The 24,773-nt window shown below is 60.1% G+C and carries 30 protein-coding genes and 1 pseudogene; 15 read left to right on the forward strand and 16 right to left on the reverse strand.

Features of this window, described 5'->3' with window-relative positions; genetic code table 11:
• Position 1: 1 nt before the first annotated feature.
• A complete protein-coding gene (locus N8H71_RS22395) occupies positions 2–460 on the reverse strand; it encodes a GNAT family N-acetyltransferase (protein ID WP_262195722.1) in 459 nt (152 codons plus the stop codon).
• 124 nt (positions 461–584) lie between these two features.
• Between N8H71_RS22395 and N8H71_RS22400 the strand changes: the two genes are divergently transcribed.
• Positions 585–1,226 carry a TetR/AcrR family transcriptional regulator gene (locus N8H71_RS22400; RefSeq protein ID WP_262195742.1) on the forward strand — a complete coding sequence of 214 codons (642 nt, stop codon included), beginning with the start codon at positions 585–587 and terminating at the stop codon, positions 1,224–1,226.
• A gap of 9 nt (positions 1,227–1,235) precedes the next feature.
• Here N8H71_RS22400 and N8H71_RS22405 read toward each other — a convergent pair whose 3' ends face one another.
• Positions 1,236–2,255, reverse strand: a complete 1,020-nt coding sequence (locus N8H71_RS22405; protein WP_262195723.1) for a lysozyme inhibitor LprI family protein — start codon at positions 2,253–2,255, stop codon at positions 1,236–1,238.
• 71 nt (positions 2,256–2,326) lie between these two features.
• Between N8H71_RS22405 and N8H71_RS22410 the strand changes: the two genes are divergently transcribed.
• Complete coding sequence (locus tag N8H71_RS22410) at positions 2,327–2,599, forward strand: DUF3630 family protein (protein WP_262195724.1); 273 nt, start codon at positions 2,327–2,329, stop codon at positions 2,597–2,599.
• Between the two features lie 120 nt (positions 2,600–2,719).
• On the opposite strand, the gene N8H71_RS22415 is transcribed toward N8H71_RS22410, so the two are convergent.
• Both N8H71_RS22415 and ggt read right to left on the reverse strand, forming a co-directional pair.
• Positions 2,720–3,253 carry a cysteine hydrolase family protein gene (locus tag N8H71_RS22415; RefSeq protein WP_262195725.1) on the reverse strand — a complete coding sequence of 178 codons (534 nt, stop codon included), beginning with the start codon at positions 3,251–3,253 and terminating at the stop codon, positions 2,720–2,722.
• A 66-nt stretch (positions 3,254–3,319) separates the two neighbouring features.
• Positions 3,320–5,047 (reverse strand): gamma-glutamyltransferase, encoded by a 1,728-nt coding sequence (ggt, locus tag N8H71_RS22420; protein ID WP_262195726.1) that lies wholly within the window; start codon positions 5,045–5,047, stop codon positions 3,320–3,322.
• 136 nt (positions 5,048–5,183) lie between these two features.
• On the opposite strand from ggt, the gene N8H71_RS22425 reads away from it, so the two are divergent.
• Positions 5,184–5,699: a methylated-DNA--[protein]-cysteine S-methyltransferase gene (locus tag N8H71_RS22425; protein WP_262195727.1), complete on the forward strand. Its 516-nt coding sequence runs from the start codon at positions 5,184–5,186 to the stop codon at positions 5,697–5,699.
• Here the strand turns inward: N8H71_RS22425 and N8H71_RS22430 are convergent.
• From N8H71_RS22430 to N8H71_RS22445, 4 genes and pseudogenes are all read right to left on the reverse strand, one after another.
• Complete coding sequence (locus N8H71_RS22430) at positions 5,696–6,286, reverse strand: NUDIX domain-containing protein (RefSeq protein WP_262195728.1); 591 nt, start codon at positions 6,284–6,286, stop codon at positions 5,696–5,698. The genes N8H71_RS22425 and N8H71_RS22430 overlap by 4 nt on opposite strands.
• Before the next feature lie 167 nt (positions 6,287–6,453).
• Positions 6,454–7,455: pseudogene (locus N8H71_RS22435) on the reverse strand (chitinase); the annotation flags it as partial.
• 40 nt (positions 7,456–7,495) lie between these two features.
• Complete coding sequence (locus N8H71_RS22440; protein WP_262195729.1) at positions 7,496–8,131, reverse strand: lytic polysaccharide monooxygenase auxiliary activity family 9 protein; 636 nt, start codon at positions 8,129–8,131, stop codon at positions 7,496–7,498.
• A gap of 223 nt (positions 8,132–8,354) precedes the next feature.
• A complete protein-coding gene (locus N8H71_RS22445) occupies positions 8,355–8,792 on the reverse strand; it encodes a hemerythrin domain-containing protein (RefSeq protein ID WP_192561581.1) in 438 nt (145 codons plus the stop codon).
• A gap of 137 nt (positions 8,793–8,929) precedes the next feature.
• Between N8H71_RS22445 and N8H71_RS22450 the strand changes: the two genes are divergently transcribed.
• On the forward strand, positions 8,930–9,355 hold the full coding sequence (locus tag N8H71_RS22450) for a GNAT family N-acetyltransferase (protein WP_011334932.1): 426 nt from the start codon (positions 8,930–8,932) through the stop codon (positions 9,353–9,355).
• Between the two features lie 62 nt (positions 9,356–9,417).
• Here the strand turns inward: N8H71_RS22450 and N8H71_RS22455 are convergent, their stop codons facing one another.
• Positions 9,418–9,768: a hypothetical protein gene (locus tag N8H71_RS22455; protein WP_007958217.1), complete on the reverse strand. Its 351-nt coding sequence runs from the start codon at positions 9,766–9,768 to the stop codon at positions 9,418–9,420.
• Between the two features lie 135 nt (positions 9,769–9,903).
• On the opposite strand from N8H71_RS22455, the gene N8H71_RS22460 reads away from it, so the two are divergent.
• The 8 genes from N8H71_RS22460 to N8H71_RS22495 all read left to right on the forward strand — a co-directional run bounded on the left by N8H71_RS22460 (position 9,904) and on the right by N8H71_RS22495 (position 14,526).
• Complete coding sequence (locus tag N8H71_RS22460; protein ID WP_007958215.1) at positions 9,904–10,233, forward strand: DUF6388 family protein; 330 nt, start codon at positions 9,904–9,906, stop codon at positions 10,231–10,233.
• 24 nt (positions 10,234–10,257) lie between these two features.
• Positions 10,258–10,959: a YoaK family protein gene (locus N8H71_RS22465; protein WP_262195730.1), complete on the forward strand. Its 702-nt coding sequence runs from the start codon at positions 10,258–10,260 to the stop codon at positions 10,957–10,959.
• A 100-nt stretch (positions 10,960–11,059) separates the two neighbouring features.
• Positions 11,060–11,452 (forward strand): sulfurtransferase complex subunit TusD, encoded by a 393-nt coding sequence (tusD, locus tag N8H71_RS22470; RefSeq protein WP_041475586.1) that lies wholly within the window; start codon positions 11,060–11,062, stop codon positions 11,450–11,452.
• A 1-nt stretch (position 11,453) separates the two neighbouring features.
• Positions 11,454–11,810 (forward strand): sulfurtransferase complex subunit TusC, encoded by a 357-nt coding sequence (gene tusC, locus N8H71_RS22475; RefSeq protein WP_262195731.1) that lies wholly within the window; start codon positions 11,454–11,456, stop codon positions 11,808–11,810.
• Positions 11,810–12,103: a sulfurtransferase complex subunit TusB gene (tusB, locus tag N8H71_RS22480; protein ID WP_262195732.1), complete on the forward strand. Its 294-nt coding sequence runs from the start codon at positions 11,810–11,812 to the stop codon at positions 12,101–12,103. The genes tusC and tusB overlap by 1 nt, the downstream gene beginning before the upstream one ends.
• Positions 12,100–12,435: a TusE/DsrC/DsvC family sulfur relay protein gene (locus tag N8H71_RS22485; protein ID WP_011334938.1), complete on the forward strand. Its 336-nt coding sequence runs from the start codon at positions 12,100–12,102 to the stop codon at positions 12,433–12,435. The genes tusB and N8H71_RS22485 overlap by 4 nt, the downstream gene beginning before the upstream one ends.
• Positions 12,432–13,433, forward strand: coding sequence for a glycosyl transferase family protein (locus N8H71_RS22490; RefSeq protein WP_262195733.1), 1,002 nt, complete (start codon positions 12,432–12,434; stop codon positions 13,431–13,433). Before N8H71_RS22485 ends, N8H71_RS22490 begins: the two co-directional genes overlap by 4 nt.
• 91 nt (positions 13,434–13,524) lie before the next feature.
• Positions 13,525–14,526, forward strand: a complete 1,002-nt coding sequence (locus N8H71_RS22495; RefSeq protein WP_262195734.1) for a glutathione S-transferase family protein — start codon at positions 13,525–13,527, stop codon at positions 14,524–14,526.
• 116 nt (positions 14,527–14,642) lie between these two features.
• Here the strand turns inward: N8H71_RS22495 and cysG are convergent, their stop codons facing one another.
• From cysG to N8H71_RS22525, 6 genes are all read right to left on the reverse strand, one after another.
• Positions 14,643–16,037, reverse strand: a complete 1,395-nt coding sequence (gene cysG, locus N8H71_RS22500; protein ID WP_262195735.1) for a siroheme synthase CysG — start codon at positions 16,035–16,037, stop codon at positions 14,643–14,645.
• Entirely contained in the window at positions 16,038–17,318 is a 1,281-nt protein-coding gene (gene serS, locus N8H71_RS22505) for a serine--tRNA ligase (protein WP_262195736.1), read from the reverse strand.
• 15 nt (positions 17,319–17,333) lie between these two features.
• Complete coding sequence (crcB, locus tag N8H71_RS22510; RefSeq protein WP_262195737.1) at positions 17,334–17,708, reverse strand: fluoride efflux transporter CrcB; 375 nt, start codon at positions 17,706–17,708, stop codon at positions 17,334–17,336.
• Complete coding sequence (locus N8H71_RS22515) at positions 17,708–19,030, reverse strand: replication-associated recombination protein A (RefSeq protein ID WP_064597723.1); 1,323 nt, start codon at positions 19,028–19,030, stop codon at positions 17,708–17,710. The genes crcB and N8H71_RS22515 overlap by 1 nt, the downstream gene beginning before the upstream one ends.
• Positions 19,031–19,178: 148 nt before the next feature.
• Complete coding sequence (gene lolA, locus N8H71_RS22520; protein ID WP_011334944.1) at positions 19,179–19,799, reverse strand: outer membrane lipoprotein chaperone LolA; 621 nt, start codon at positions 19,797–19,799, stop codon at positions 19,179–19,181.
• Between the two features lie 78 nt (positions 19,800–19,877).
• Positions 19,878–22,286 carry a DNA translocase FtsK gene (locus N8H71_RS22525; protein ID WP_262195738.1) on the reverse strand — a complete coding sequence of 803 codons (2,409 nt, stop codon included), beginning with the start codon at positions 22,284–22,286 and terminating at the stop codon, positions 19,878–19,880.
• Between the two features lie 521 nt (positions 22,287–22,807).
• On the opposite strand from N8H71_RS22525, the gene aat reads away from it, so the two are divergent.
• From aat to infA, 3 genes are all read left to right on the forward strand, one after another.
• Complete coding sequence (gene aat / locus N8H71_RS22530; RefSeq protein WP_262195739.1) at positions 22,808–23,488, forward strand: leucyl/phenylalanyl-tRNA--protein transferase; 681 nt, start codon at positions 22,808–22,810, stop codon at positions 23,486–23,488.
• Between the two features lie 58 nt (positions 23,489–23,546).
• Complete coding sequence (locus N8H71_RS22535; protein ID WP_262195740.1) at positions 23,547–24,254, forward strand: arginyltransferase; 708 nt, start codon at positions 23,547–23,549, stop codon at positions 24,252–24,254.
• A 112-nt stretch (positions 24,255–24,366) separates the two neighbouring features.
• Positions 24,367–24,585, forward strand: a complete 219-nt coding sequence (gene infA / locus N8H71_RS22540) for a translation initiation factor IF-1 (protein WP_002553999.1) — start codon at positions 24,367–24,369, stop codon at positions 24,583–24,585.
• On the opposite strand, the gene N8H71_RS22545 is transcribed toward infA, so the two are convergent.
• Positions 24,586–24,773 (reverse strand): hypothetical protein (locus tag N8H71_RS22545; RefSeq protein ID WP_262195741.1); only part of this gene is annotated, 188 nt, incomplete at its 5' end.

The raw sequence follows: 24,773 nt of genomic DNA on the forward strand, positions 1-24,773 counted from the left end.
ATCAGCCCTGGCGCAAGTCCAGCAGGTAGGTGTAATAGCCGGTGTCGCGTGCCCAACCGAGTGATTCGTACAAAGCCTGGGCGGTGAAATTGTCGGTGGCGGTTTCCAGCACCAGTCCCTTGGCGCCCGTTTTAACGGCGAAGTCGCGGGCGGTGTTCATCAATAGTCGCCCCACTCCACGGCCCCGGGCGGGCGGCGTGGTGAACAGGTCGCTGAGCAGCCAGGTGCGATGGGCGTCTATCGAAGAGAACGTCGGGTATAGCTGGACGAATCCGAGCGCCTCATCGCTTTCATCCTCAACCAGAAAAATCGCCGATTCATTGCCGGCCATGCGTTCGACGATGAAGGCCCGCGATTGCTCGAGATTTGACGGCTGGCCATAAAAACCGCGATAGGCGTCGAACAGCTTCGCCACCGCGTCGAGGTGAATCGTCGTGGCGCGCAGTGCCTGAAGGGTCATTGTCACTTTCCTGAGGTTACCGAAATTGAAACCAGCATAGCGCTGAGGAGTGAGTTCGCTGGCTTATTCGCTATATAGTTTTGTATATTGCGAACCCGAAATGGCCAGACCCTCCATGCCGTCCATGAGCAGCATCCGCGAACGCAACCAGCAACTGATCCTGGCCGCCGCCAGTGAAGAATTCGCCGCCAACGGCTTCGACGCGACCCAGACCCGCGACATCGCCGCCCGCGCCGGTGTGCCCAAGGCCAACCTGTATTACTACTTCCAGAGCAAGGAAAACCTCTACGGCAAAGTGCTGCTCGGCTTCGTCGAACCGCTGCTGGAAGCCTCGGCGGTGCTGCGCGAGAGTGATGATCCGCTGATCGGCCTGCGCGCCTACGTCGCCGCCCGTATCCGTATCGCCCGCGAGCATCCGGCGATCGCCAAGGTTTTCAGCAGTGAGTTGCTGCTCGGTGGCCGCCAGTTGCCCGACGAATGCCGCGACCTGTTGCACGGTGAGGCCCGGCGTAATGTCGAGTGCCTGCGCAGCTGGATAGAGCGCGGTTTGCTGGCCCCGGTAGATCCCGAGCATTTGATGTTGTTCATCTGGTCGGCGACGCGCACCTACACCAACATTGGCTGGCAGATGGGGCGCATCACCGGACGGGAAGTGCCGCAGGATGAGGATTATGCGGTGGCGGCAGAGACGATTACGCGGTTGGTGTTGAGCGGTGCGGTGTCCGAGCCGGTGAGTGATGTTCGCAGGTTGATGTTTGCGACTTGAACGGGAGAGTCAGGGCATCAGGTCCAGAGGTAGTGTCGCCTCTCCCGCCAAGCGTTCACGCCACGCCAACAGCACATCAGGCACCCGTTTTTTCCATTCGGGAACGTTGGTGTAATACCGCGCCCTGACTTTGCGTTGCTCATCGAAAACCAATAGCACCAGCCAAACTCTGCCTCCCGGCGCACTCATCAGAATCGCCGCATTGCTGGAAGCCAGCCCTCGTAGCCAGAACTCATTGACCTCACCCTCCGGCACATCACTAGAGGTCTCGCCGGCTGCCATTGATCCGCTATTTTGCAGCAGCGTCTGATAGTCATTTTTGAGCAACGTGCGTAATGCCTGATCTTCTTGCTGCGTACGTACAACGCCAAGGCTCAGCAAGTCGTATTCAATCGCGATCGGTTGGTCAGATGCCACATACCTCCCATCGTAATAAACGCCCATCCCGCCACCACAAGCCCCCTCACCTCCATCAGAATTAACATCCAGCAAACCGTTGAGCGCGCTGAACTTCAGGGTGCAGTTGCCTTCAGCGAAATGCGCTACGGCACCGTCGATTGTGGCCACACCGTCCATGTCGCCAGAGTTGCCACCATTTGACGCAGAAACATCAAAGGCAATATGAGTGGCGTCCACACGCTTGGTTGTGACTTCTGCCGCCGATGAAACGCCCCACGGGATCATCCGCCAGGTGGCATCCCAGCTGAAAGGCTTGGTCACGTATTCAAGCGCTTTCAGACGCATCAAATACTCACGGCGCAGGCAGGAGCTATTGGCAGCGCATTGATTGCGTTGTTTCAACCACGAACGTTGATCTGCCTTGAGCGCTTTCGGATCAGCGACCTGTACCACCGCTGTCCGCCAAAGCGCCCCAAGTTTCTCATCGAGACTCGAGGTATACGGATCCGCACAAATCGCTTTTTCAACCGGGCTGGAAGCGCCAGCGCAGTCGAAACTGGCAGCGTGGGAGTTGGCAGCAAATACGAGGGACATCAGCAGCAAGGCGTGACGAATATTGAAAGCGAGCATCGACAGATTCCATTCCTGAGGCGGCGGCAGTATGCCTTTAGCCGACTGGGACGTCACTCAAGGAGCAGCAGATGGCCAATACCGAAATTCACGTCTCCGATATTTCGGACCACTCGCTGTTTATGCGCGCTGCCAATGAGCTTCAGCAAGGGCTGGGTGGAAAGTGGTTAACCAAGGCCTGCGGTCTGGATCAGTATTACTGGGATCTACAAGTGGATGGGCAGGTGATCACCCTGCACCTGGAACATTACCTGGGGATCATGTTGCTGGTGGAGGATGCGGATCCTCAGTGGGTGGCGTCGGAGCGGTTTCAGGCCGTAGTGCGGCGGTTGCAAATAGCGTGATTCACACACGTCAGTGTGGGAGCGAGCTTGCTCGCGATGAGGGCTGCACATTCAACATCATCGGTGACCGAACGAATGCCATCGCGAGCAAGCTCGCTCCCACAAAGACTGCAATAACCATCAGAACGTAATCTGGGTCGCCGGCTTCACATCGATCCGCGCCACGGAACCGGTCAGGTGCGCCCAGTCCTTGTTGTGCTCGGCGATGATGTCTTCGGCGCTCATGTTGCCGTTGTCGACGGTGGAGTGCGCATCGGCCGCCAGCTCCACGTCGTAGCCCAGTTGATGGGCTTGGCGCACGGTGGCGTTGACGCAGTAATCGGTTTGCAGGCCGCAGATCACCAGGCGGTCGAAGTCTTCCCGGGGGATCAGTTTCTGCAGGTTGGTCTGGTAGAACGAGTCGTTGGCGGTCTTGTCGATACGCAGATCGCCTGGCGCAGTGACCAGGCCGTCGGCTAATTGCCAACCCTCGGCACCGTGAGCGAACGGACTGTCCTTTTCGTTGTGCTGGATCAGCACCACCGGAATGCCCGACTTGCGAGCGCGGGCGCTGAGGCCGTTGATGGTATCGATCACCCGTTTGATGTCGTAGCACTCGTATTCGCCTGTGCACAGGGCGCGCTGGACATCGATGATCAGCAATGCGGTGGTCATGGTGAGCCTTCCTTGATCGGTCCTTGAGACAGGGGCGGACGTGTGCCCGCCCCCTTTTTACCCCGCTCAGTAACCCAATGACAACCCGGTGTTGCGCCGTGGATCGTTGGCGCCGTAGAAGCGGTTCTTGCCGACCGGTTTGCCACCCAGCGACGGTGCACCGACCAGAATCGCCGCGATGTGGTTGGCGTCCTGCGGGCCCGCGAACTTGTGGCCCCAGCTCTCGAGAATCTTCTTCGTGTCGGGGCTGGCGGCGAAGTCTTCGAGGTTGGTTTCTTCCGGCATCCACTGTTGGTGGAAACGCGGCGCGTCGACCGCTTCCTGCAGGCCCATGCCATAGTCGATGACGTTGAGCATGGTCAGCAACGTCGCGGTAATGATGCGGCTGCCGCCCGGCGTGCCGACCACCATCACCACCTTGCCGTCCTTGGTCACGATAGTCGGGCTCATCGAGGATAACGGTGCCTTGCCGGGAGCGATGGCGTTGGCTTCGCCTTGCACCAGGCCGTACATGTTCGGCACGCCGACCTTGGAGGTGAAGTCGTCCATTTCATCGTTGAGAATCACCCCGGTCTTGCTCGCCATCACGCCTGCGCCGAACCAATCGTTGAGGGTGTAGGTGACCGAGACTGCGTTGCCCCACTTGTCGACGATCGAATAGTGCGTGGTGTTGCTGCCTTCATGGGGGGCGACGCCGGGTTTGAGTTCCGCCGAAACACCGGCCTTCTGCGGCTGGATCGCATCACGTAGCTTGGTCGCGTAGTTCTTGTCGAGCAGGTGCTCGATCGGGTTCTTCACAAAATCCGGGTCGCCCAGATAGCTGTTGCGATCCACATAAGCGTGGCGCATCGCTTCGATCTGGTAGTGCATGCCCTGGGCCGAATGGAAGCCCAGATCCTTCATCGGATAGCCTTCGAGGATGTTCATGATCTGGCAGATCACCACCCCGCCGGAGCTCGGTGGCGGTGCCGATACGACGTGGTAACCGCGATAGTCGCACTCCACCGGGGCCAGTTCGCGGGTCTTGTACTTGTCGAGGTCGGCCTGGGTGATGATGCCCTTGTTGGCCTGACTGGAGGTGACGATGGCGTCGGCCACCCAGCCTTTATAGAAGCCGTCGGCGCCTTTTTCGGAAATGGTGCGCAGGGTTTTGCCCAGGTCCTTCTGCACCAGCTTCTGCCCGACCTGCATCGGCTCGCCATTGCTCAGGAAGATCGCGCCGGAATCCTTGATGTCCTTCTTGAACACGTCAGTGGCGTATTCCAGCAGCTCGACGTCACCCTGCTCCAGCGCAAAACCTTCTTCGGCCAGTTTGATGGCCGGGGCAATCATGTCCTTGCGCGGTTTGGTGCCGTACTTGCTCAGCGCCAGCTCCATACCGGACACGGTACCCGGAACGCCGACCGCGAGGTGGCCACGGGTACTCAGGTCCGGGATGACGTTGCCGTCCTTGTCGAGGTACATGTTGGCCGTCGCGGCCAGCGGGGCTTTTTCGCGGAAGTCGAGGAAGGTCTTGCGTCCGTCCGCCAGTTGAATGGTCATGAAACCACCACCACCGAGGTTGCCCGCCGCCGGGTAAACCACCGCCAGTGCATAGCCCACGGCGACAGCCGCATCCACCGCGTTGCCGCCACTTTTCAACACGTCGACACCCACGTGAGTGGCCAGGTGCTGGGCGGTGACCACCATGCCGTTTTCGGCAGCTACCGGGGCAACCGAGGCAGCGTGAGCCATGAGGCAGCTGAGCGCCAATGAGGTCGCCATCAGCGATTTGGCAAAAGGTTCGTACTTCATGAGTCGGTCTCTTCTTTTTATAAGGTAGGAAAGCGCTTCAAGAGCATCAGCCAGTATGGTCGCGATTACGGTTTGCGCCTCCCCGATCCGGCAGTATGCTAGGCGCAGTTTTCGCCCCCGTACCGGAGTTTTCCCCATGGCCTACACGTTCATCACCCTGCCCTCGCCCGTCGGCGAGTTGAAGCTGGTCGCGAACGGCTCACGTCTGGCCGCCATCCTCTGGGAAAACGACAAACCGAACCGGGTGCGGCTGGGACCGATGAGCGAAGCACCGGACAATCCGGTGTTGATGAAAACTGCGCGACAGCTGGAAGAATATTTTGCAGGAACGCGAAACGCGTTCGATCTGGAGATGGACTTTGACGGCACCGAGTTCCAGAAAAAGGTCTGGGCCGCGCTGCTGACCATTCCGTTTGGCGAGACCCGCACCTACAGCCAGATCGCCGAACAGATCGGCCACCCGAGCGCGGTGCGCGCCGTCGGCGCGGCGAACGGGCGCAATCCGATTTCAATCATTGCGCCGTGCCATCGAGTCATCGGCGCCTCAGGCAAACTGACCGGTTTTGCCGGAGGGCTGGAAGCCAAGGAGCGCTTGCTGACTCTGGAGGGTGGCCAGTGGTCGGACATCGGTAAAACCGGTGACTTGTTTTAAACGCCGAACAGGTTATTCATCGCCGCGTATTGCAGCAGCATGATGGTCTTGGCATCGCAGATCTCGCCTCGATGGAACGCCGCCAGCGCGTCGTCGAAACGCCACTCCAGCACTTCAAGTTCTTCGGTTTCCTCTTCCAGACCGCCCCCCTCACTGACCTTTGACGAGGCATCGTACTCGGCGATGAAAAAGTGCAACTTCTCGGTCACCGAGCCGGGACTCATGTAGGCCTCGAACACCTTCTTCACGTCATGCACGCGGTAGCCGGTTTCTTCCTCGGCCTCGTCGCGGATGCGTTGCTCCGGCGCCGCGCCTTCAAGCAGTCCGGCCGCCACTTCAATCAGTAAACCGTCGTGACCGTTGACGAACACCGGCAGGCGGAACTGTCGGGTCAGCACCACGGTGCGTTGCTCACGGTTGAACAGCAGAATCGCCGCGCCATTGCCACGGTCGTAGACCTCGCGCGTCTGACGCTGCCAGTCACCGTTGTTGCGGTGATAGTCGAAGGTGATTTTCTTCAGCAGATACCAGTCGTGGGACAACACCTGGGTATCGACGATGTTGACCCGCTCGGCTGTGTTGGACATGACGCCTGATCCTTTTTTGTCATCGGAAGATGGCCATGGTAGGTGAAATGATGCGAACCGCCGACGAAAAAAAGCCCGGCAGCGCTACCGGGCTTTTCCTTCATTGACTACTGATGTGCCACGTTCACCGTTGCGGCATCAGTGCCCTGCGCCGTAGACGGCGCCCCGTGAATCAGTGGTCCATAACGCCGACTGAATTCCCAGTTGTACGGCACGCGATCCTTGCTGGTGCCGTTGTCCCAGTTCACCGACCAGGTCATCAGGCCCTTGATCGGATGCCCTTTGACCGCCAGGCGTTTCATCGCGTTGCCGACCACGGTCTTGTCGATCACGTAACCGGTGGCGGCGGCATCGACGTTGGACGGCAGGCCGATGACGAACTTGTTCGCCGGGATCTTCGTGAAACCGCGAGTACCGGTCACCAGGCTCTCGGTCAGGTAATAGAGGAAATCCTCTTTCATCGCGTCATTGTTCTGGGCGATCCACGCCCCGTTGCCGTTATTGGCTTCCGGCACCCAGACCCCGTCGCCGCCCTGGTTGTAGAACTGCGGAGCGATGAAGTCGTAGTAGCCCTCCAGCGCCTGCAGGTAACCGACGTATTTGCCGGAGGTGGTCAGGTACGGAAACTCCGGCGCCATGCTGATGATGAAATGCTTGCCTTGGCCGGCGTAGTGATCCTTGACCAGTTTAAGCGCGGCCGGCAGGACGGTCTTGTTGGCAGCGAAATCAATCGCGCTCTGTTCAAGATCGATGTCCAGACCATCGAAGCCGTAGGTTTCCACCAGACGGATGATTTCATTGGCCAGCGGTTGCTCTTGGCCGGCGCGCAACTCGATGTGCGCATCGGCACCGCCCAGGGAGATCAGCACAGCCCGCCCCTGACTGTTGAGCACGCCGACCTGACGACGGAGCTCGGCATCGGAAACGTTGAACGGCTTGAAGGTCGGTATCCCGCTGCCCTTCATGAAGGCCACCGCGACCACGTTGTATTCCTTCGGCACGTTTTCCAGGGCGATGTTGGCGAACTGACCGCGCTGGTAACCGTCGCTCGGGCCGGCCGGCCAGTTGTGCCAGAAGCCCATGAGGATCTTCTTGCCGGCAAGGCTCGGCATCAGCGACGCCGCGTCGCTGGCCTGGTTTTTCAATAGGGTGAAGTCGATGTTTGACATGTTCTAATCCTTCAGAACGTGTGGGTTTGACGTTGCGGGCTTATTTGAAGTCCACATCGAAGGCCTGATAGAAGGCATTGCCGGTGTTGGCGACGATCCACATCAGGACGATGACGTGATGACCCTGCTTGTTGCCCGGAAGTTTCACGGCGTGGTTGACCTTGGCTTTCAATTCCGCCGAATGACTGTAGTACGGCACTTGCGGATAGAAATCCTCGGCGAACGGTTGCGCTTCCAGTTGCGCTCGGGTGATGCGTTGTTTCGGGTCCCAGCCATCCTTGGTAATCAGCCAGCGATAACCGCGGGTGGTGTGCGGCGCGGTGTACTCCCATTTGACCTCAAGGGTCTGGCCGGGAGTGACATTGAGCAGCGGCCAGGTGAATGGACGCCCGAGTTTCTTGCTCATTTCTTCTGCGGTGAAGTTCACACAGTCACGTGCGTCGTTCTTGCCGCCACTGAGAATATAGCCGTCAGCCGGCGGTACGACGCTCGGATTGTCGCTTTCGAACGGCGCAGGGAACGGGCCGGCCGCGAGCGCCGGGAAGTTCTTGCCGCCTTCCATTTCATTGACCTGCCAGCCGCCGAGCAATCCTTGCTCGATGGCCACCGCGCCGCGGCTTGCAGGGGAAATGACGCGACCGTGTCGCAGTTGGGTTTGAGCTTGTGGTTGGTTCATGTTTTTCACTCCGTTGATTTAAGAACTCTCCTTTCCGAGGAGAGGCCTTCAAGCTAACGGAGGGGGATTTTTTGTCCACCGGCGGTTTTGTCGCAGTCGGCCTCGGCGAAACTCGAAAAATGCCGAAAACACTGTATATAAAAACAGTGCATTACGACGACGCTCACCCGACGCATGGCAAAAAGACTACACCGCGTCATTACAAAAACCTGCATTCACCGGTTCAGGGAAGCTGCGCCTTGAACTCTTTTTCATACTGCCCGGCGAGCTGTTCCTTTTGCTTGTCGTCGAGCAGCTTGCCAGCCATCTGGAAGAACTTCTGCTCTTCTTCCTGCAGGTGGTGATGGACCTTCTCCGAGAGCTTTTTCGCCGTGGCCAGCCAGGCCGGGCTGGACATCTCGGTCTCGTCGAGCTCTTCCATCATTTCGTCCATTTCATGGTGTTCGGCGATGGCATGGCGACTGAGGTCGATACCGTTGTCGAACTCCATCAGCGGGATATAGAAGTGGCGTTCTTCAGCCGTTTCGTGGGCCTGAAGCTCAGCCTTCAGTTGCTTGTAGGCCTCCACCCTTTCCGGGGTGTCACCGCTGGTCTTGATCAACGATTTCGCGTAGGTCCGCTGACGATCGTGGCTTTCACGCAGGGCTTCGAAAATGTTCATGGAATCTCCCAGGCAAACGCGTTCCGGATGGACGCCCTAAAGGGCTAGACCCCGGAGCGCGAGCGACGGTTCCAAGCGATTGCTTCAATCGGCTGCGGCGCGATAGGCTGCCGATTCATTACTACAAGGAAGACAATATGACGTTGCGGATCGAGCTGTCACAGGACCCTACCGAAGAACAGCGCGCAGCCATCCTGGCGCCCCTGCGTGCCCATAACATCGCCAAAGCCGGGCCTTCGCTGTACGAACCGGTCGCGTTGCTGGTGCGCGACGATAACGACGCGATCCTCGGTGGCCTTTATGGGCACACGTTCTATCGGTGGCTGTTTATCGAGCTGCTGGCGGTGCCGGAAGAAGGCCGGGGACAGGGCATCGGCTCGAAGCTGATGAACATGGTCGAGGAGTTCGCCCGGGAAAAAGACTGCGTGGGGATCTGGCTCGATACCTTTGATTTTCAGGCGCCCGGGTTCTACAAAAAACTGGGATATACCGAGTGTGGCGAGATTGTGGATTATCCGCTGGGGCACAAGCGGCATTTCTTCCAGAAGCGTTTGATTGATTGAATTCAGCGACCCTCGCCCGCAGGCTGGCGAGAGTCGCAAATTTCAACGCATTCAGCCGCCCGTTACAGACAGGTCGCCAGCGCTGCCAAACGGCGCTTGGCCACAAAATCATCTTTCTGCGCGTAGTAATTCAGCACGGTGCCGGACGCATCCGTGGTCAAGTCGACAAACGACTCCGCCGAGCGCGTGTAGACCGTCGAACCGCCCTTCTTGCCCGGTTGCAGATACGCCGCCGCGTCCACGCCGAACACCGCTTCGTCCTGCCAGGCGAATTGCACGCACTGGGCCACGACTTTTTCGGGTTTGTCCGAATTCAGGGTCTTGTAAGGGGTTTGCGTGCGGGCGTCTTCCATCGCCGAACCCGCGCAACCGGCCAGCAGAGTTGCCGCCAGCGCCACCATCAGCATTCGCATTGCATTCGCTCATTCGGAAAAAAGCGGACTGTATCACCGCAACGCCCAAAATCGTTCTGCTTTACTGCATTTAGAGCGCGACACATGTCGGCCGCTGCGGCACATTAACGGTCATCAGCCTTACAAGGAAAGCCCATGGCGCCTACTGACCAGCGACACGAACAGGCCCTGAAACTGTTTCTCGATGCGCGTCCGGAACTGCGCGAAGCCCTTGACCACCTCAACCCGCTGCTCGCCCAGGCCAAGGGCGAAACCCAAGCGCAGTATCGCGAAGAACGCCTGCACGAAGCCTTCGAGGCCGAGGCCGAAAGCCAAGGGTTGTTTGCCTGGGAACTGACGTTGCAGCTCACCGCCGCGACGCCCGAGGAATATCAGGCGCAACGCCTGGAAGTGCATCGCGAAGTCGCGGAAATGGCCGGGATGGACTGGCTGGAATATTGCGATCTGTATGGCATAGAACCGTAAACCCCGCTCAAGGACGCTGCCTCGATGCTCCCTTCCACCTCGACCCACCGCGCCAGCCCCGGACATCTTCATATACAGAAATGGCGCGGCCGTGTTGGCCTGGCGCTGGTTGCCAGCCTGTCAGTACTGGCCGGCATGACCGACGCCATCGGTTTCATGGCCAGCGGCGATTTCGTTTCCTTCATGAGCGGCAATACCACGCGGCTGGCGGTGGCGATCAGCGACGGTGACAGCGGACTGACATTCAGGCTGATCCTGCTCGTCGCAACGTTCATTGTCGGCAATGCCCTCGGGGTTGTGGTCAGCCGACTGGGTGGGCGGCGGGCGCTGCCGCTGTTGTTGTCCATCGCCGCTCTGCTCTGTTTGGCAGCCTGGCCCTTTGATACTCAACTACCGGCTCTGCTGGCGGCGATCATTGCGATGGGCATGCTCAACGCAGCGGTGGAAGAAGTGAACGGTCTGCCGGTCGGGCTGACGTACGTCACCGGCGCCCTGTCCCGTTTCGGCCGAGGATTGGGGCGCTGGGTGCTCGGCGAACGGCGAAGCGGCTGGCGGGTGCAACTGGTGCCGTGGAGCGGGATGTTGGTCGGGGCCATTCTGGGGGCAGTGCTGGAACATCATCTGGGACTCAAGGCGATGTTGGTCAGCGGACTGTTTGCCGCCGTTCTGGGGCTGCTGACCCTGAAGATCCCACGACGCTGGCAGTTGGGCTACATGCCGCGCTGACAGCTACCTGTTTGCATCGAAACGGACATGGGAAACATCCACTTCGCCGCCCCGCCGAGAAAGCTTTATCATGGCCGCAGTTTTGCTGATCGAGTCCGTCATGAAGTTCGCCATTGCGCTGTTTTCCGCCGCCCATGCGCCCTCCTCGCGCCGCGCCCTGCTGTTCGCCCAGGCTGCGCTGGCCGGCGGGCATGAGATTGTCCGGCTGTTTTTCTATCAGGACGGAGTTCACAACGCGTCCGACGCCGTGGTCACGCCGCAGGACGAGCTGGACCTGCCCAAGCAATGGCGCAATTTCATCACCGAACAAAACCTCGACGGCGTGGTGTGCATCGCCGCGGCCCTGCGCCGTGGCGTGTTGAATGCCGAGGAAGCCGGACGTTATCAGCGTGATGCAGTGGCCGTCAGCGCCCCGTGGGAATTGTCCGGCCTCGGCCAGTTGCATGACGCGGTGCAGGACGCCGACCGCCTGATCTGTTTCGGAGGCGCATGACATGGCCAAGTCCCTTCTGATTATCAGCCGTCAATCGCCGTGGTCTGGCCCCGCCGCCCGTGAAGCGCTGGACATCGTGTTGGCCGGCGGTGCCTTCGATCTGCCGATCGGCCTGCTGTTTCTCGACGACGGCGTGTTGCAACTGGCCGCCGGGCAGAACGCCAAGGCCCTGCAACAGAAAGACCTGAGCGCCAACCTGCAAGCGCTGCCGATGTTCGGCGTCGAAGAGCTGTTCTACTGCGCCGACAGCGCCAATGTTCGCGGCCTCGGCGATCGTTCGCTGGACGAGGCGCAGCCCTTGGCCGCCGAGCAAATCACCGCCCTCATTGACCGTTACGACCAGGTGATCACCCTCTGATGTCGACTTTGCATGTGTTGTCCCACTCCCCGTTTGGCGACGAACGCCTGACCAGTTGCCTGCGCCTGCTTGGTTCTGCCGATGCGCTGTTGCTGTCTGGCGATGCCGCTTATGCGCTGCAACCTGGCACCGCGCCGTTCATTGCGCTGGAATCCCGTAAGGTGAAATTGTTCGTGCTGGCCGAAGACGCGCAAGCCCGTGCCGTACAGGTTCCGGACTGGGCCGAAGCCATCGATTACCCGGCCTTCGTCGAGCTGTCGATCTACCACGACAAGGTCAACGCCTGGCTATGAATGCACTGACCGTCGGCGCCCGCGCCATCGAACTGGACAAGGACGGCTTCCTGGTCGACCTCAACGACTGGTCGGCCGAAGTCGCCAGCGCCCTCGCCGCTGCCGAAGACATCGAGCTGAGCCCGGAGCACTGGGAAATCCTCGAACTGCTGCGCAGCTTCTACGCCGAATTCCAGTTGTCCCCGGCCACCCGGCCGCTGATCAAGTACACCGCGCTCAAACTCGGCGCGGAGAAAGGCAACAGCCTGCACCTGAACCGACTGTTCAAAGGCACCCCTGCCAAACTCGCCGCGAAACTGGCGGGCCTGCCCAAACCGACGAATTGCCTATGACCGACTACCCAGCGCTGACCCTCGAAACGCCCGCCGAGCATCCGTTCGCCCAGTTCGTGCGCATCCTCGGCAAGGGCAAGCGCGGCGCCCGTGACCTGACCCGCGAGGAAGCCCGGGAAGCCATGGGCATGGTGCTCGACGAAGCGGTCGAAGAAACCCAGCTCGGCGCCTTCCTGATGCTGCTGCGGCACAAGGAAGAAAGCGCCGAGGAAATGGCCGGTTTCACCGAAGCCCTGCGCGAACGCTTGCAGGCGCCAGAGCTGAAGGTCGATCTGGACTGGCCGACTTACGCAGGCAAGAAACGCCATTTGCCCTGGTATCTGCTGGCCGCCAAGTGCCTGGCGCAGAACGGCGTGCGCATCTTCATGCACGGTGGCGGCGCCCACACTGCCGGGCGTTTGTACTCTGAACAGTTGCTTGGTGAGTTGAACATTCCGCTGTGCCGCAACTGGCAACAGGTCGGCGCGGCACTGGACAACGGTGGCCTGGCGTTCATGCCGCTGCTGGACTGGGCGCCGCAGCTGCAACGGATGATCGACCTGCGCAACACCCTCGGCCTGCGCTCGCCGATCCACTCGCTGGCGCGGATTCTCAATCCGTTGGGCGCACGTTGCGGCCTGCAGAGTATTTTCCACCCCGGCTATCAAGCGGTGCACCGAGATGCCAGCGGCCTGCTCGGCGACACGGCAATCGTGATCAAGGGCGACGGCGGCGAAATCGAGATCAATCCGGATGCCGACAGCCACCTGTACGGCACCACCGGCGGCGAGAGCTGGGACGAGGAATGGCCGCAGCAGTCGGCGCAGCGTCATGTCAAACCGGCGTCGCTGGATATCGAGCATTTGAAGGCCGTCTGGCGCGGCGATGTGGTCGACAGTTATCCGCAAATGGCGCTGATTTCAACAATGGCGCTGGCACTGCGCGGCCTCGGCCAAAGCCGTGAACAGGCTTTCGAAAGCGCCGAGCAATACTGGGCCGCGCGGGATAAATCGATTTAACCGATCATTAACGCCCGATCTTTGCGCTTTTTGTTCGAACTCATCGGAATAGACTCGACTCCAACGATTATTGATTTCTGGAGTCTTGATCATGGGTTTACTCGTCGACGGCCGCTGGCAGGACAAGTGGTACGAAAGCAGCAAGGACGGCGCGTTCCAGCGCGAACAGGCGCAGCGCCGCAACTGGGTCACTCGCAACGGCGAGCCGGGCCCGAGCGGTGAAGGCGGTTTTGCCGCCGAAGCCGGGCGCTATCACCTTTATGTTTCCCTGGCCTGCCCGTGGGCCCATCGCACGCTGATTCTGCGCAAGCTCAAGGGCCTGGAAAGCCTGATTGACGTTTCCGTCGTCAGCTGGCTGATGCTGGAAAACGGCTGGACCTTCGATCAGAACCTCGGTTCGACCGGTGACAAACTCGACCATTTCGATTTCATGCACCAGCGCTACACCGCTGACACCGCCGACTACACTGGCCGCGTCACCGTGCCGGTGCTGTGGGACAAGAAGCTCAAGCGCATCGTCAGCAACGAATCGGCGGAGATCATCCGCATGTTCAACAGCGCCTTCGATGATCTGACCGGCAACGATCTGGACTTCTATCCGGCGCCATTGCGCAGCGAGATCGATGCGCTGAACGAACGGATCTACCCTGCCGTGAACAACGGCGTGTATCGCGCGGGTTTCGCCACTTCGCAGCAGGCCTATGAAGAGGCATTCGACGACGTGTTTGCCGAATTGGATCATCTGGAGCAGGTGCTGGGCGCGAACCGTTATCTGACGGGCGAATACCTGACCGAGGCGGACGTGCGGTTGTTCACCACGCTGATTCGCTTCGATGCGGTGTATCACGGGCACTTCAAATGCAATCTGCGGCGGATCAGCGATTATCCGAATCTGTCGAACTGGTTGCGGGAGATGTACCAGTGGCCGGGCGTTGCCGAGACCGTGGATTTCCAGCACATCAAGAATCACTACTACGGCAGCCACAAGACCATCAACCCGACCGGGGTTGTGCCAAAGGGGCCGAAGCAGGATTTCAATATTGCCCATGACCGGAACCGGTTGGGCGGGAAAGGGGTTTGGCGCCGGGGCTGAGTTGTTCAGCGTTTTTGAAGGCCTCTTCGCGAGCAGGCTCGCTCCCACATTGGATCTGTGTCGTGCACAAATCCCCTGTGGGAGCGAGCCTGCTCGCGAATGGGGTTACTCGATTTTCAGACCTGCGCCTGAGCACCCTCGAACCACGCCAGTTTCTCGCGCAGTTGCACCACTTCGCCGACGATCACCAGTGTCGGCGCATGCACTTCATGCTCCGCCACCAGACGCGGCAGGTCGGCCAGCGTGCCGGTGAAGACCCGCTGATTGACCGTGGTGCCCTGCTGAATCAGCGCCGCCGGGGTTTCGGCTGCACGACCATGCTTGATCAACTGCTCGCAGATGATCGGCAACCCCACCAGGCCCATGTAGAACACCAGCGTCTGCGCCGGCGCGACAAGGTCGGCCCATGGCAGATCGGTCGAACCGTCCTTCAAGTGCCCGGTGACGAAACGCACCGACTGCGCATAATCGCGATGAGTCAGCGGAATCCCGGCATACGCCGCGCAACCGCTGGCCGCCGTGATGCCCGGCACCACCTGGAACGGGATGCCATGGGCTGCCAGTTCCTCGATCTCTTCGCCGCCACGGCCGAAGATGAACGGATCACCGCCCTTCAACCGCACCACACGCTTGCCCGCCTTGGCCAGATCCACCAGTTGCTGGTTGATCTGATCCTGCGGCACGGCGTGATCGGCGCGACGCTTGCCGACGTAGACACGCTCGGCATCGCGACGGCACAGCTCAAGAATCGCCGGAGCCACCAAGCGGTCGTACAACACCACATCGGCTTGCTGCATCAGGCGCAAGGCGCGGAAGGTCAGCAGATCCGGATCGCCCGGTCCTGCGCCCACCAGATACACCTCACCGGTGGTAACGCTCGCTTCGCCGTCGATTTTCGCCTGCAACAGACGCTCGGCCTCAGCGCCCTGCCCAGCCAGCTGACGATCGGCAATCGGCCCCTGGAACACGTCTTCCCAAAAACCGCGACGCTGCTGCACATCGGGAAACAGGCCTTTGACCTGATCGCGAAACCGCGCGGCCAGACCGGCCAGATGGCCGTAGGTCGAAGGAATCCAGGTTTCGATCTTGGCGCGGATCAGCCGGGCCAGCACCGGCGCATCGCCGCCACTGGAGACCGCGATGATCAGCGGTGAACGATCAACGATCGCCGGGAAAATCACGCTGCACAGCGCTGGCGCATCGACCACATTGACCGGCACGCAACGCCGATGGGCATCGGCGGAAACCTGCGCGTTCAACGCTTCGTCGTCGGTGGCGGCAATGATCAGCCCGCAACCGTCCAGATCCGTCTCGGCGTAGCCACGCAGCAGGCATTCGCCACCGCTGGCGGCAACCAGTTCGCGCAGTTGCGCTTCGATTTCAGGTGCGACCACCCGCAGCAGCGCACCGGCATCGGCCAGCAGGCGGGATTTGCGCAAGGCAATCTCCCCCCCACCGACGACCAACACACGACTGCCGCGCAGGTTGTGAAACAGCGGCAGATATTTCATTTAGCCGATGACCTCAAGGCCACCCATGTACGGCTTCAGCACGTCCGGCACACGGATCGAACCGTCGGCCTGCTGGTAGTTTTCCAGCACGGCCACCAGAGTACGACCGACCGCCAGACCGGAACCGTTCAGGGTGTGTACCAGCTCAGGCTTGCCGGTTTCCGGGTTGCGGAAACGCGCCTGCATGCGGCGGGCCTGGAAGTCGCCGCAGTTGGAGCACGACGAGATTTCACGGTACTTGTCCTGGCTCGGGATCCACACTTCCAGGTCGTAAGTCTTGACCGCGCTGAAGCCCATGTCGCCGGTGCACAGCGCCAGGGTGCGGTAAGGCAGCTCCAGCAGTTGCAGGACTTTCTCGGCGTTGGCGGTCAGGCCTTCCAGCGCTTCCATCGACTTCGACGGCTCGACAATCTGGACCATCTCGACCTTGTCGAACTGGTGCTGACGGATCATGCCGCGAGTGTCACGACCCGACGCGCCGGCTTCGCTGCGAAAGCACGGCGTGTGAGCGACGAACTTGATCGGCAGCTGTTTCGAATCGACGATTTCACCGGCCACGATGTTGGTCAGCGACACTTCGGCGGTCGGGATCAGGTACAGATCGGCTTCGCCTTCGCGAGCGATCTTGAACAGGTCTTCTTCGAACTTCGGCAACTGACCGGTGCCTTGCAGCGCCGGGGCCTGAACCAGATAAGGCGTGTAAGCCTCTTCGTAGCCGTGCTCGGTGACGTGCAGGTTGATCATGAACTGCGCCAGTGCGCGGTGCAGACGGGCAATCGGGCCGCGCAGCAGGGCGAAACGTGCGCCGGACAGCTTGGCGGCGGTTTCGAAGTCGAGCCAGCCGAACTTTTCGCCCAGGGCCACGTGATCCTGAACCGGGAAGCCGAAAGCAGTCGGAGTGCCCCAGCGACGGACTTCGACGTTGCCGTCTTCGTCTTCACCGACCGGTACCGATTCGTGCGGCAGGTTCGGGATGCCCAGCAGGATCGAATCCAGTTCGGTCTGGATCGCGTCCAGTTCGACTTTACCGGCGCTCAGTTCGCCCGCCATGCGCTCGACGTCCGCCATCAACGGTGCGATGTCTTCGCCGCGCTGCTTGGCCTGACCGATGGATTTGGAACGCGCGTTACGCTCAGCCTGCAGTGCTTCGGTGCGGGTCTGGACGGTCTTGCGCTGTTCTTCCAGCGCTTCGATGCGCGCGACATCCAGGGCAAAGCCACGGGAAGCCAGGCGGTCCGCTACGTCCTGGAGGTTGCTACGTAACAGTTTGGAATCGAGCATGTCGGTTTCTCGTTATCAAAGTTTGGTCAGGGACAGGCCGGCCCAGGTCGCGAGCAGCCCGCCGAATACGCTGATGGCCGCATAGCCCAGGGCCAGCGGCACTTGCCCGCTTTCCAGCAGGCGCACCGTATCCAGTGAAAAGGATGAAAAAGTCGTCAGCCCCCCGAGGAAGCCGACAATCAACCCGGCACGTACCTCGATCGGTACTTCCGGGCGTATCAAAAACAGGCCGTAAAGCACGCCAATCAGCAGACAGCCCACGATATTAACGGCCAGCGTCGCGGTATAGAAGTGCCGCGGCCAATTGGCGTTGACCCAATTGCCGGTGGCGAAGCGCAACAAGGTGCCGGCAATCCCGCCGACGGAGACTGCAACGATCAATGGAACCACTATTTTCTCCGCTGCCGGGGGCTTAAACGATCAAGTTGGGCAAGGTGGTTGAGCTTTTCGCCGATCTTCAACTCCAGGCCGCGCGGCACCGGTTGGTAGAACGGAATCGGGTCGAGCTCTTCCGGGAAATAGTCTTCGCCGGCCGCGTAGGCGTCCGGTTCGTCGTGGGCATAGCGATATTCGTCGCCGTAGCCCAATTGTTTCATCAGTTTGGTCGGCGCGTTGCGCAGGTGCAGCGGCACTTCCAGAGAACCGTGTTCGGCGGCGGCGCGCAGCGCGGTCTTGAAGCCCATGTACACCGCGTTGCTTTTCGGCGCACACGCCAGATAGGTGATGGCTTGAGCCACTGCCAATTCACCTTCCGGGCTGCCGAGACGTTCCTGCACTTCCCACGCGGCCAGGCACAGGCTCAGAGCGCGGGGGTCGGCATTGCCGATGTCTTCACTGGCCATGCGCACCACGCGGCGGGCCAGGTACAGCGGATCGCAGCCGCCGTCGATCATTCGCGCGAACCAGTACAGCGCGCCGTCCGGGTTCGAGCCGCGCACCGATTTATGCAGCGCTGAAATCTGGTCGTAGAACGCTTCACCGCCCTTGTCGAAACGCCGGCGAGTGTCGCCGAGCAGGCTTTGCAGCAGCTCTGTGCCCATCTCGCTGTGGTCTTCGGCCAGGTCCGAGGCGTTTTCCAGAAGGTTCAGCAGGCGCCGGCCATCGCCATCGGCGGCGGACAGCAGCATCTGGAAGCCTTCATCGCTGAGGGTCAGATGACGCTTGCCCAGACCACGCTCTTCGGTGAGTGCGCGGTGCACCAATTTGCGCAACGCCGCTTCGTCCAGGCTCTTGAGCACATAGACCCGCGCCCGCGACAGCAATGCGTTATTCAGTTCGAACGAAGGGTTTTCGGTGGTGGCGCCAATGAAGATCAGCGTGCCGTCTTCAACGTACGGCAGGAAGGCGTCCTGTTGAGATTTGTTGAAGCGGTGCACTTCATCGACAAACAGGATCGTGCGCTTGCCGTACTGGCCGGCCTGCTGCTTGGCGATTTCCACTGCCTGACGGATCTCCTTGACCCCGGCCAGCACCGCCGAAACCGTTTCGAAATGCGCATCCGAGACTTCCGCCAGCAACCGCGCCAGCGTGGTTTTGCCCACGCCCGGCGGGCCCCAGAAGATCATCGAATGCAGGGCACCCTGCTCCAGCGCTTCGCGCAAAGGCTTGCCGCGAGCGAGCACGTGTTCCTGACCGACGTACTCATCCAGATTGGTCGCCCGCAAACGGGCGGCCAGTGGCTGGGCAATCGGTGCACTGCGAAACAGATCCATCACGTACCGTTGAAACCTCTACCTGATCTTGAAACGATCATTAACCCTGTGGGAGCGAGCCTGCTCGCGATTGCAATGGTTCATTCAACATTGATGGTGACTGATACATCGCTTTCGCGAGCAGGCTCGCTCTCACAGGGCCTAGTGTTTATTCCTGGATCACATCGGCACCCTTTGGGATGTCGAACTTGAACTTCGATGCCGGGACCGCTTCGTTGGCCTTCACACCGGTGAACAGGATGTTGGTGCGCTGGCCGACGCTGTCGATCAGCTGCATGTCATTGACCAGACCGTTGCGGAACGACAGACGCAGGCTGTCGAACAGGGTGTCCTTGGTTTTCGGCTTCAGGGTGAAGTCAATCACGCCACCGGCCTCTTTGGCGGTGATGTCGAAGCTCTGGCTGATCTTCGATACGTCGCCGGACAGCAACAGGGCTGGAGTCTGGGTCAGACGCTCATCGAGCTTCTTGATAGTGGCCTGTTCCAGGTCCGGGTCCCACAGGGTGACCTTCTTGCCGTCGGACACCATGGTCTGCTCAGCCGGCGCGTTGGTGTGCCAGTAGAACAGGCCCGGACGCTGCAGGGTCATGTCGCCAGTGGTTTCCTGCAACTGGGTGCCGCTGCCGTCGAGGGTCAGTTGGGAGAAATTGGCGGTCAGGGTCTTGGATGTTTCGAGCAATTGGGTCAGGCGAGCCACATCCTTGTCATCGGCGTGAGCCGTGAGGGTGGTCAGAGCCAGTACCGGCAGCAACATGCGGATAAGACGCATGGGAGTCCTCTTGAATACTCGTGGGAAAGTGGACGGCGCTTCATGCACCGTCCATTGCATTTGGATCAGGGTATCGAATCAGTCGCGTACCGGGCCAGGGGCCAGGACTTCGCGGGAACCGTTGGTGTTCATCGACGTCACGACCCCGGCCATTTCCATGGCTTCGATCATGCGCGCGGCACGGTTGTAGCCGATCTTCAGCTTGCGCTGTACAGCGGAGATGGAAGCACGGCGGCTTTCCAGCACGAACTGCACGGCTTCGTCGTAAAGCGCGTCGGCTTCCGGATCGTCACCGTCGCCACCGCCGCTGCTGCCTTCGAAACCACTGCCCGCCTCTTCGACACCGTTGAGGATGTCGTCGTTGTATTCCGGCGCGCCGCGCAGTTTCCAGGCTTCAACCACCCGGTGAACTTCATCGTCGGACACGAAGGCGCCGTGAACCCGGATCGGCAGGCTGGTGCCCGGCGGCATGTAAAGCATGTCACCGTGGCCGAGCAACTGTTCGGCGCCGCCCTGGTCGATGATGGTCCGGGAGTCGATCTTGCTCGATACCTGGAACGCCATCCGCGTCGGAATGTTGGCCTTGATCAGACCGGTGATCACGTCCACCGATGGTCGCTGGGTCGCGAGGATCAGGTGGATACCCGCCGCACGCGCCTTTTGGGCGATACGGGCGATCAGTTCTTCTACCTTCTTGCCGACGATCATCATCATGTCGGCGAATTCGTCCACGACCACGACGATGGTTGGCAGTTTCTGCAACAGCGGCGCTTCGTCGTGGATGCTTTCACGTTTGTACAGCGGATCGCTCAGCGGCTCGCCGGCGTCCTGGGCTTCCTTGACCTTGGCGTTGAAGCCGGACAGGTTTCGCACGCCCATCTTCGCCATCAGCTTGTAGCGGCGTTCCATTTCGGCAACGCTCCAGCGCAATGCGTTGGCGGCGTCCTTCATGTCGGTCACGACCGGGCACAGCAGGTGCGGAATGCCTTCGTAGATCGACAGTTCAAGCATTTTCGGGTCGATCATGATCAGCTTGGCGTCGTCCGGACCAGACTTGAACAGGATCGAGAGGATCATCGCGTTCACGCCCACCGACTTACCGGAACCGGTGGTACCGGCCACCAGCAGGTGAGGCATTTTCGCCAGGTCAGTGATGACCGGCTTACCGCCGATGTCGTGGCCCAGGGCCAGGGTGACCGGCGATTTGAAATTGTCGTACTCAGGCGTCGACAACACTTCGGAGAAGCGCACGATCTGCCGGTCCTCGTTGGGAATCTCGATACCGACCGTGGTTTTACCCGGAATCACTTCCACCACCCGCACGCTGGTCACGGCCAGCGAACGTGCAAGGTCTTTCGCCAGGTTGGCGATACGGCTGACCTTCACGCCGGCAGCAGGCTGGATTTCGTAACGGGTAATGACCGGGCCGGGATGGATCGAATCCACGGTGACTTCGACGCCGAATTCCTTGAGCTTGATCTCCAGCAAGTGGCCGACCGCCGCCAGGGATTCGGGTGAATAATTGAGTTGTTTCTTTTCCGCAGGATCGAGAATCGAGATCGGCGGCAAGGTGCCTTCCACGGCGCTGTCGACGAACAACGGCACCTGCTTCTCTTTCTGCACGCGCTTGCTTGGCTCCGGCGCTTTGACCGGGGCCGGCGCGATGACCGGCGGCACCTGTTTCTCACGCTCGGACATGTGCTTGCTCAGAGCCTGCTCGCGCTCGATCAGACGCTCCTTGACCTTGGCCTGCTCGCGCTTGTCGGTAACTGTCGGTGCAACCACGTCATGCACACGATCATCGACTTCACGCAGTTGCGCGACCAACTGTTTGCGCTCGGTACGCGCCGACCACCAGCGGTTGACCGCGCCCTGGAACAGTTCGAACAGATCGAGGGTGATCTTGCCGGTGACGTCCATCACCTTGAACCACGACAGGTCGGTGAACACCGTCAGGCCGAACAGGAACAGTGCGATGAACAGCAACGTGCTGCCCTGAATGTTCAGAGCATTGCGGGCCAGATCACCGAGGCTTTCGCCCAGCGCACCACCCGCGCCAGCCGGCAGACCGGTGGCGGCATGAAAATGAATGTGTGCCAGCGCGGCGCCGGACAGCACCAGAAACACCAGGCCGATCAGGCGCCAGGAGAACAGCCAGCCGCTCCACTGCCACGGCTCGTGACGCTGACGAAAGATCTGATACGCCTTGATCGCCAGCAGCAACGGGAAGATATACGCGAAGTAACCCAACACCATGAACAGGATGTCGGCGCTGTAGGAACCGGCCGGGCCGCCGAAGTTCTGCACGTCGTCGATCTTGCTGTTGTGGCTCCAGCCCGGATCGTCCTTGCCGTAGGTCAGCAACGCCATCATCAGGAACAGGCACAAGGCGCCGATGGCGATCAATGCACCTTCCTTGAGTCGGTAGTGCAACTGTTGACGCCAGAGCGGAACGACTGTTTTTGGTGCTTCCGTGGATTTCTTCAAAACGCTTCTTTTCCTGCGCCAGAGGCGCGTCCATCTATTGAATGACGATAAAAAACTGCCCGATCCAGGCAGGTAAAAAATTGACGGGCGCAACGGAGACTACTTTTAACACTGCGCCCCGCCTTTTATAAACACGGCACGCGGCGAATATTCTGTAACAGCCCGGCATTGTACGGGTTTGCGCGCTCGATGCCATGCTTCGAAGCCCCAGGTTCAAGCATAGCCAAACGCACAACGCGCGGGGTTCAATTTGAGCATGCATTACCTTTTGTGACAAAGGCTTATGAGGTGTATTTGATGAACGTAGCGAAGCATTCGCGCCTCATCTCCCCTGAGTGCCACACATTGGCATCGGCAAGCTTGCCCGCACCGGTGTTGCGCCCGATTACGACCGCATCCGGATGCTCAAGTTGCAGCCACGCAAACACCGCTCCGCAATGGAGGACATTCGCGTCATTTCCCGGCACACTTTACCGCGGGCCCAGCGCCCACCGCCCTCCCCTTCTGCAAGCCTGGACGCCATGCTGACTTGGTTACAACGCAATTCACTGACTTTCCCGCCACTGGAAAAGGCCATGCGCGATCCCAACGGATTGCTGGCGGCCGGTGGCGACCTGTCCGCCGATCGCCTGATCCAGGCTTATCGTCACGGCTGCTTTCCATGGTTTTCCGAAGGTCAGCCGATTCTCTGGTGGTCGCCGGATCCGCGCACCGTGCTTTTTCCCGACGAACTGCACGTCTCGCGCAGCCTCGGCAAATTGATGCGCAAACAGCGTTATCAAGTGACCTTCGATCAGGATTTCGAAGCAGTAATCCGTGCCTGTGCCGCTCCCCGGGAATACGCCGACGGCACCTGGATCACCGAAGCGATGCAGGACGCCTATATCGAATTGCATCGACGCGGCTTTGCCCATTCGGTGGAAGTCTGGGATGAGGGCGAACTGGTCGGCGGCCTGTACGGCCTGGCGATGGGGCAACTGTTCTTCGGCGAGTCGATGTTCAGCCGCGCGGACAATGCTTCCAAGTACGGCTTTGCCACGCTGGTGCAACATCTGAAAGAAGCGGGTTTCGTGCTGATCGACTGCCAGATGCCGACCGATCACTTGCACAGCCTCGGCGCGCGGCCCATTTCACGACAGACATTCGCCGACTATCTGGCCCGGCACCTCGATCAACCCAATCGCGCGACCTGGGTTTGCTGAGCGACTTTTGCGCGCGTGGCTTACACTTAATTCACCAGCTTACCCTTGAGGGTTGATCATGACCGAGTTGGCGCGGTTGAAGTTTTATGCCACTCAGCCTCACTCTTGCAGTTATCTGCCCGAGGAACAGGCGACGACCCTGTTTCTCGATCCGAGCCAGCCCATGGATGTGCATGTCTACGCAGACCTGTCAGAAATGGGCTTTCGTCGCAGCGGCGATCACCTGTACCGCCCGCATTGCCAGAACTGCAATGCCTGCGTGCCTGCGCGCATTCCGGTTGCGCAGTTCAACCCCAACCGTCAGCAGAAACGCATTTTCAAGCGCAACATCGATTTGCAGGTGCGCCCAGTCAAGCCGGCGTTCAGCGAAGAGTACTTCGACCTCTATCAGCGCTACATCGAACAGCGCCATGCCGACGGCGACATGTACCCGCCGAGCCGCGATCAATTCTCGACTTTTCTGGTACGCGACCTGCCCTTCTCACGCTTTTACGAGTTCCGGCTCGACGGACGGTTGCTCGCAGTTGCCGTGACCGATCTGCTGCCCAACGGCCTGTCGGCGGTCTACACCTTTTACGAACCGCAGGAAGAACGCCGCAGCCTGGGGCGCTACGCGATCCTCTGGCAAATCACCGAAGCCCGGCGGCTGGGGCTTGAGGCGGTGTACCTGGGTTACTGGATCAAAAACTGCAAAAAGATGAACTACAAGACCCAATATCGGCCTATCGAACTGCTGATCAATCAGCGCTGGGTCATCCTGAACTAAACGCAAACCCTAAACCCCTTGGCGTAAACCCCATTTTTCGGGCACAATGCACGCCGCTTTTGCCTGGCGCAGTTGCACCGGGCCATTCATTGGATACCGAGGGCTTTACTGCATGTCGAAAGAAGACAGCTTCGAAATGGAAGGCACTGTCGTCGACACCCTGCCCAACACCATGTTTCGTGTGGAGTTGGAAAATGGGCACGTCGTAACCGCGCATATTTCCGGCAAGATGCGCAAGAACTACATTCGTATTCTTACCGGTGACAAAGTGCGCGTCGAGCTGACGCCCTATGACTTGAGCAAAGGGCGTATTACTTACCGCGCTCGCTAATCAAGTCAATACAAGACGCCCGGCATATGCCGGGCGTTTTTGTTTGTCTGGGTTTTGGGTTTGTGCTTGAGTTTTGGGTGTATATCCGTTGCTTCGGGAGCTGCCGCTGGCGGTTTCGCTCTTACAGCGACTCACTTTTCCAAACGCCGAAAAGTAAGCAAAAGGCTTTTGCCCCGGCGTACGGCACT

This window comes from Pseudomonas koreensis, from assembly GCF_025447595.1.
Classification (GTDB): domain Bacteria; phylum Pseudomonadota; class Gammaproteobacteria; order Pseudomonadales; family Pseudomonadaceae; genus Aquipseudomonas; species Aquipseudomonas koreensis_H.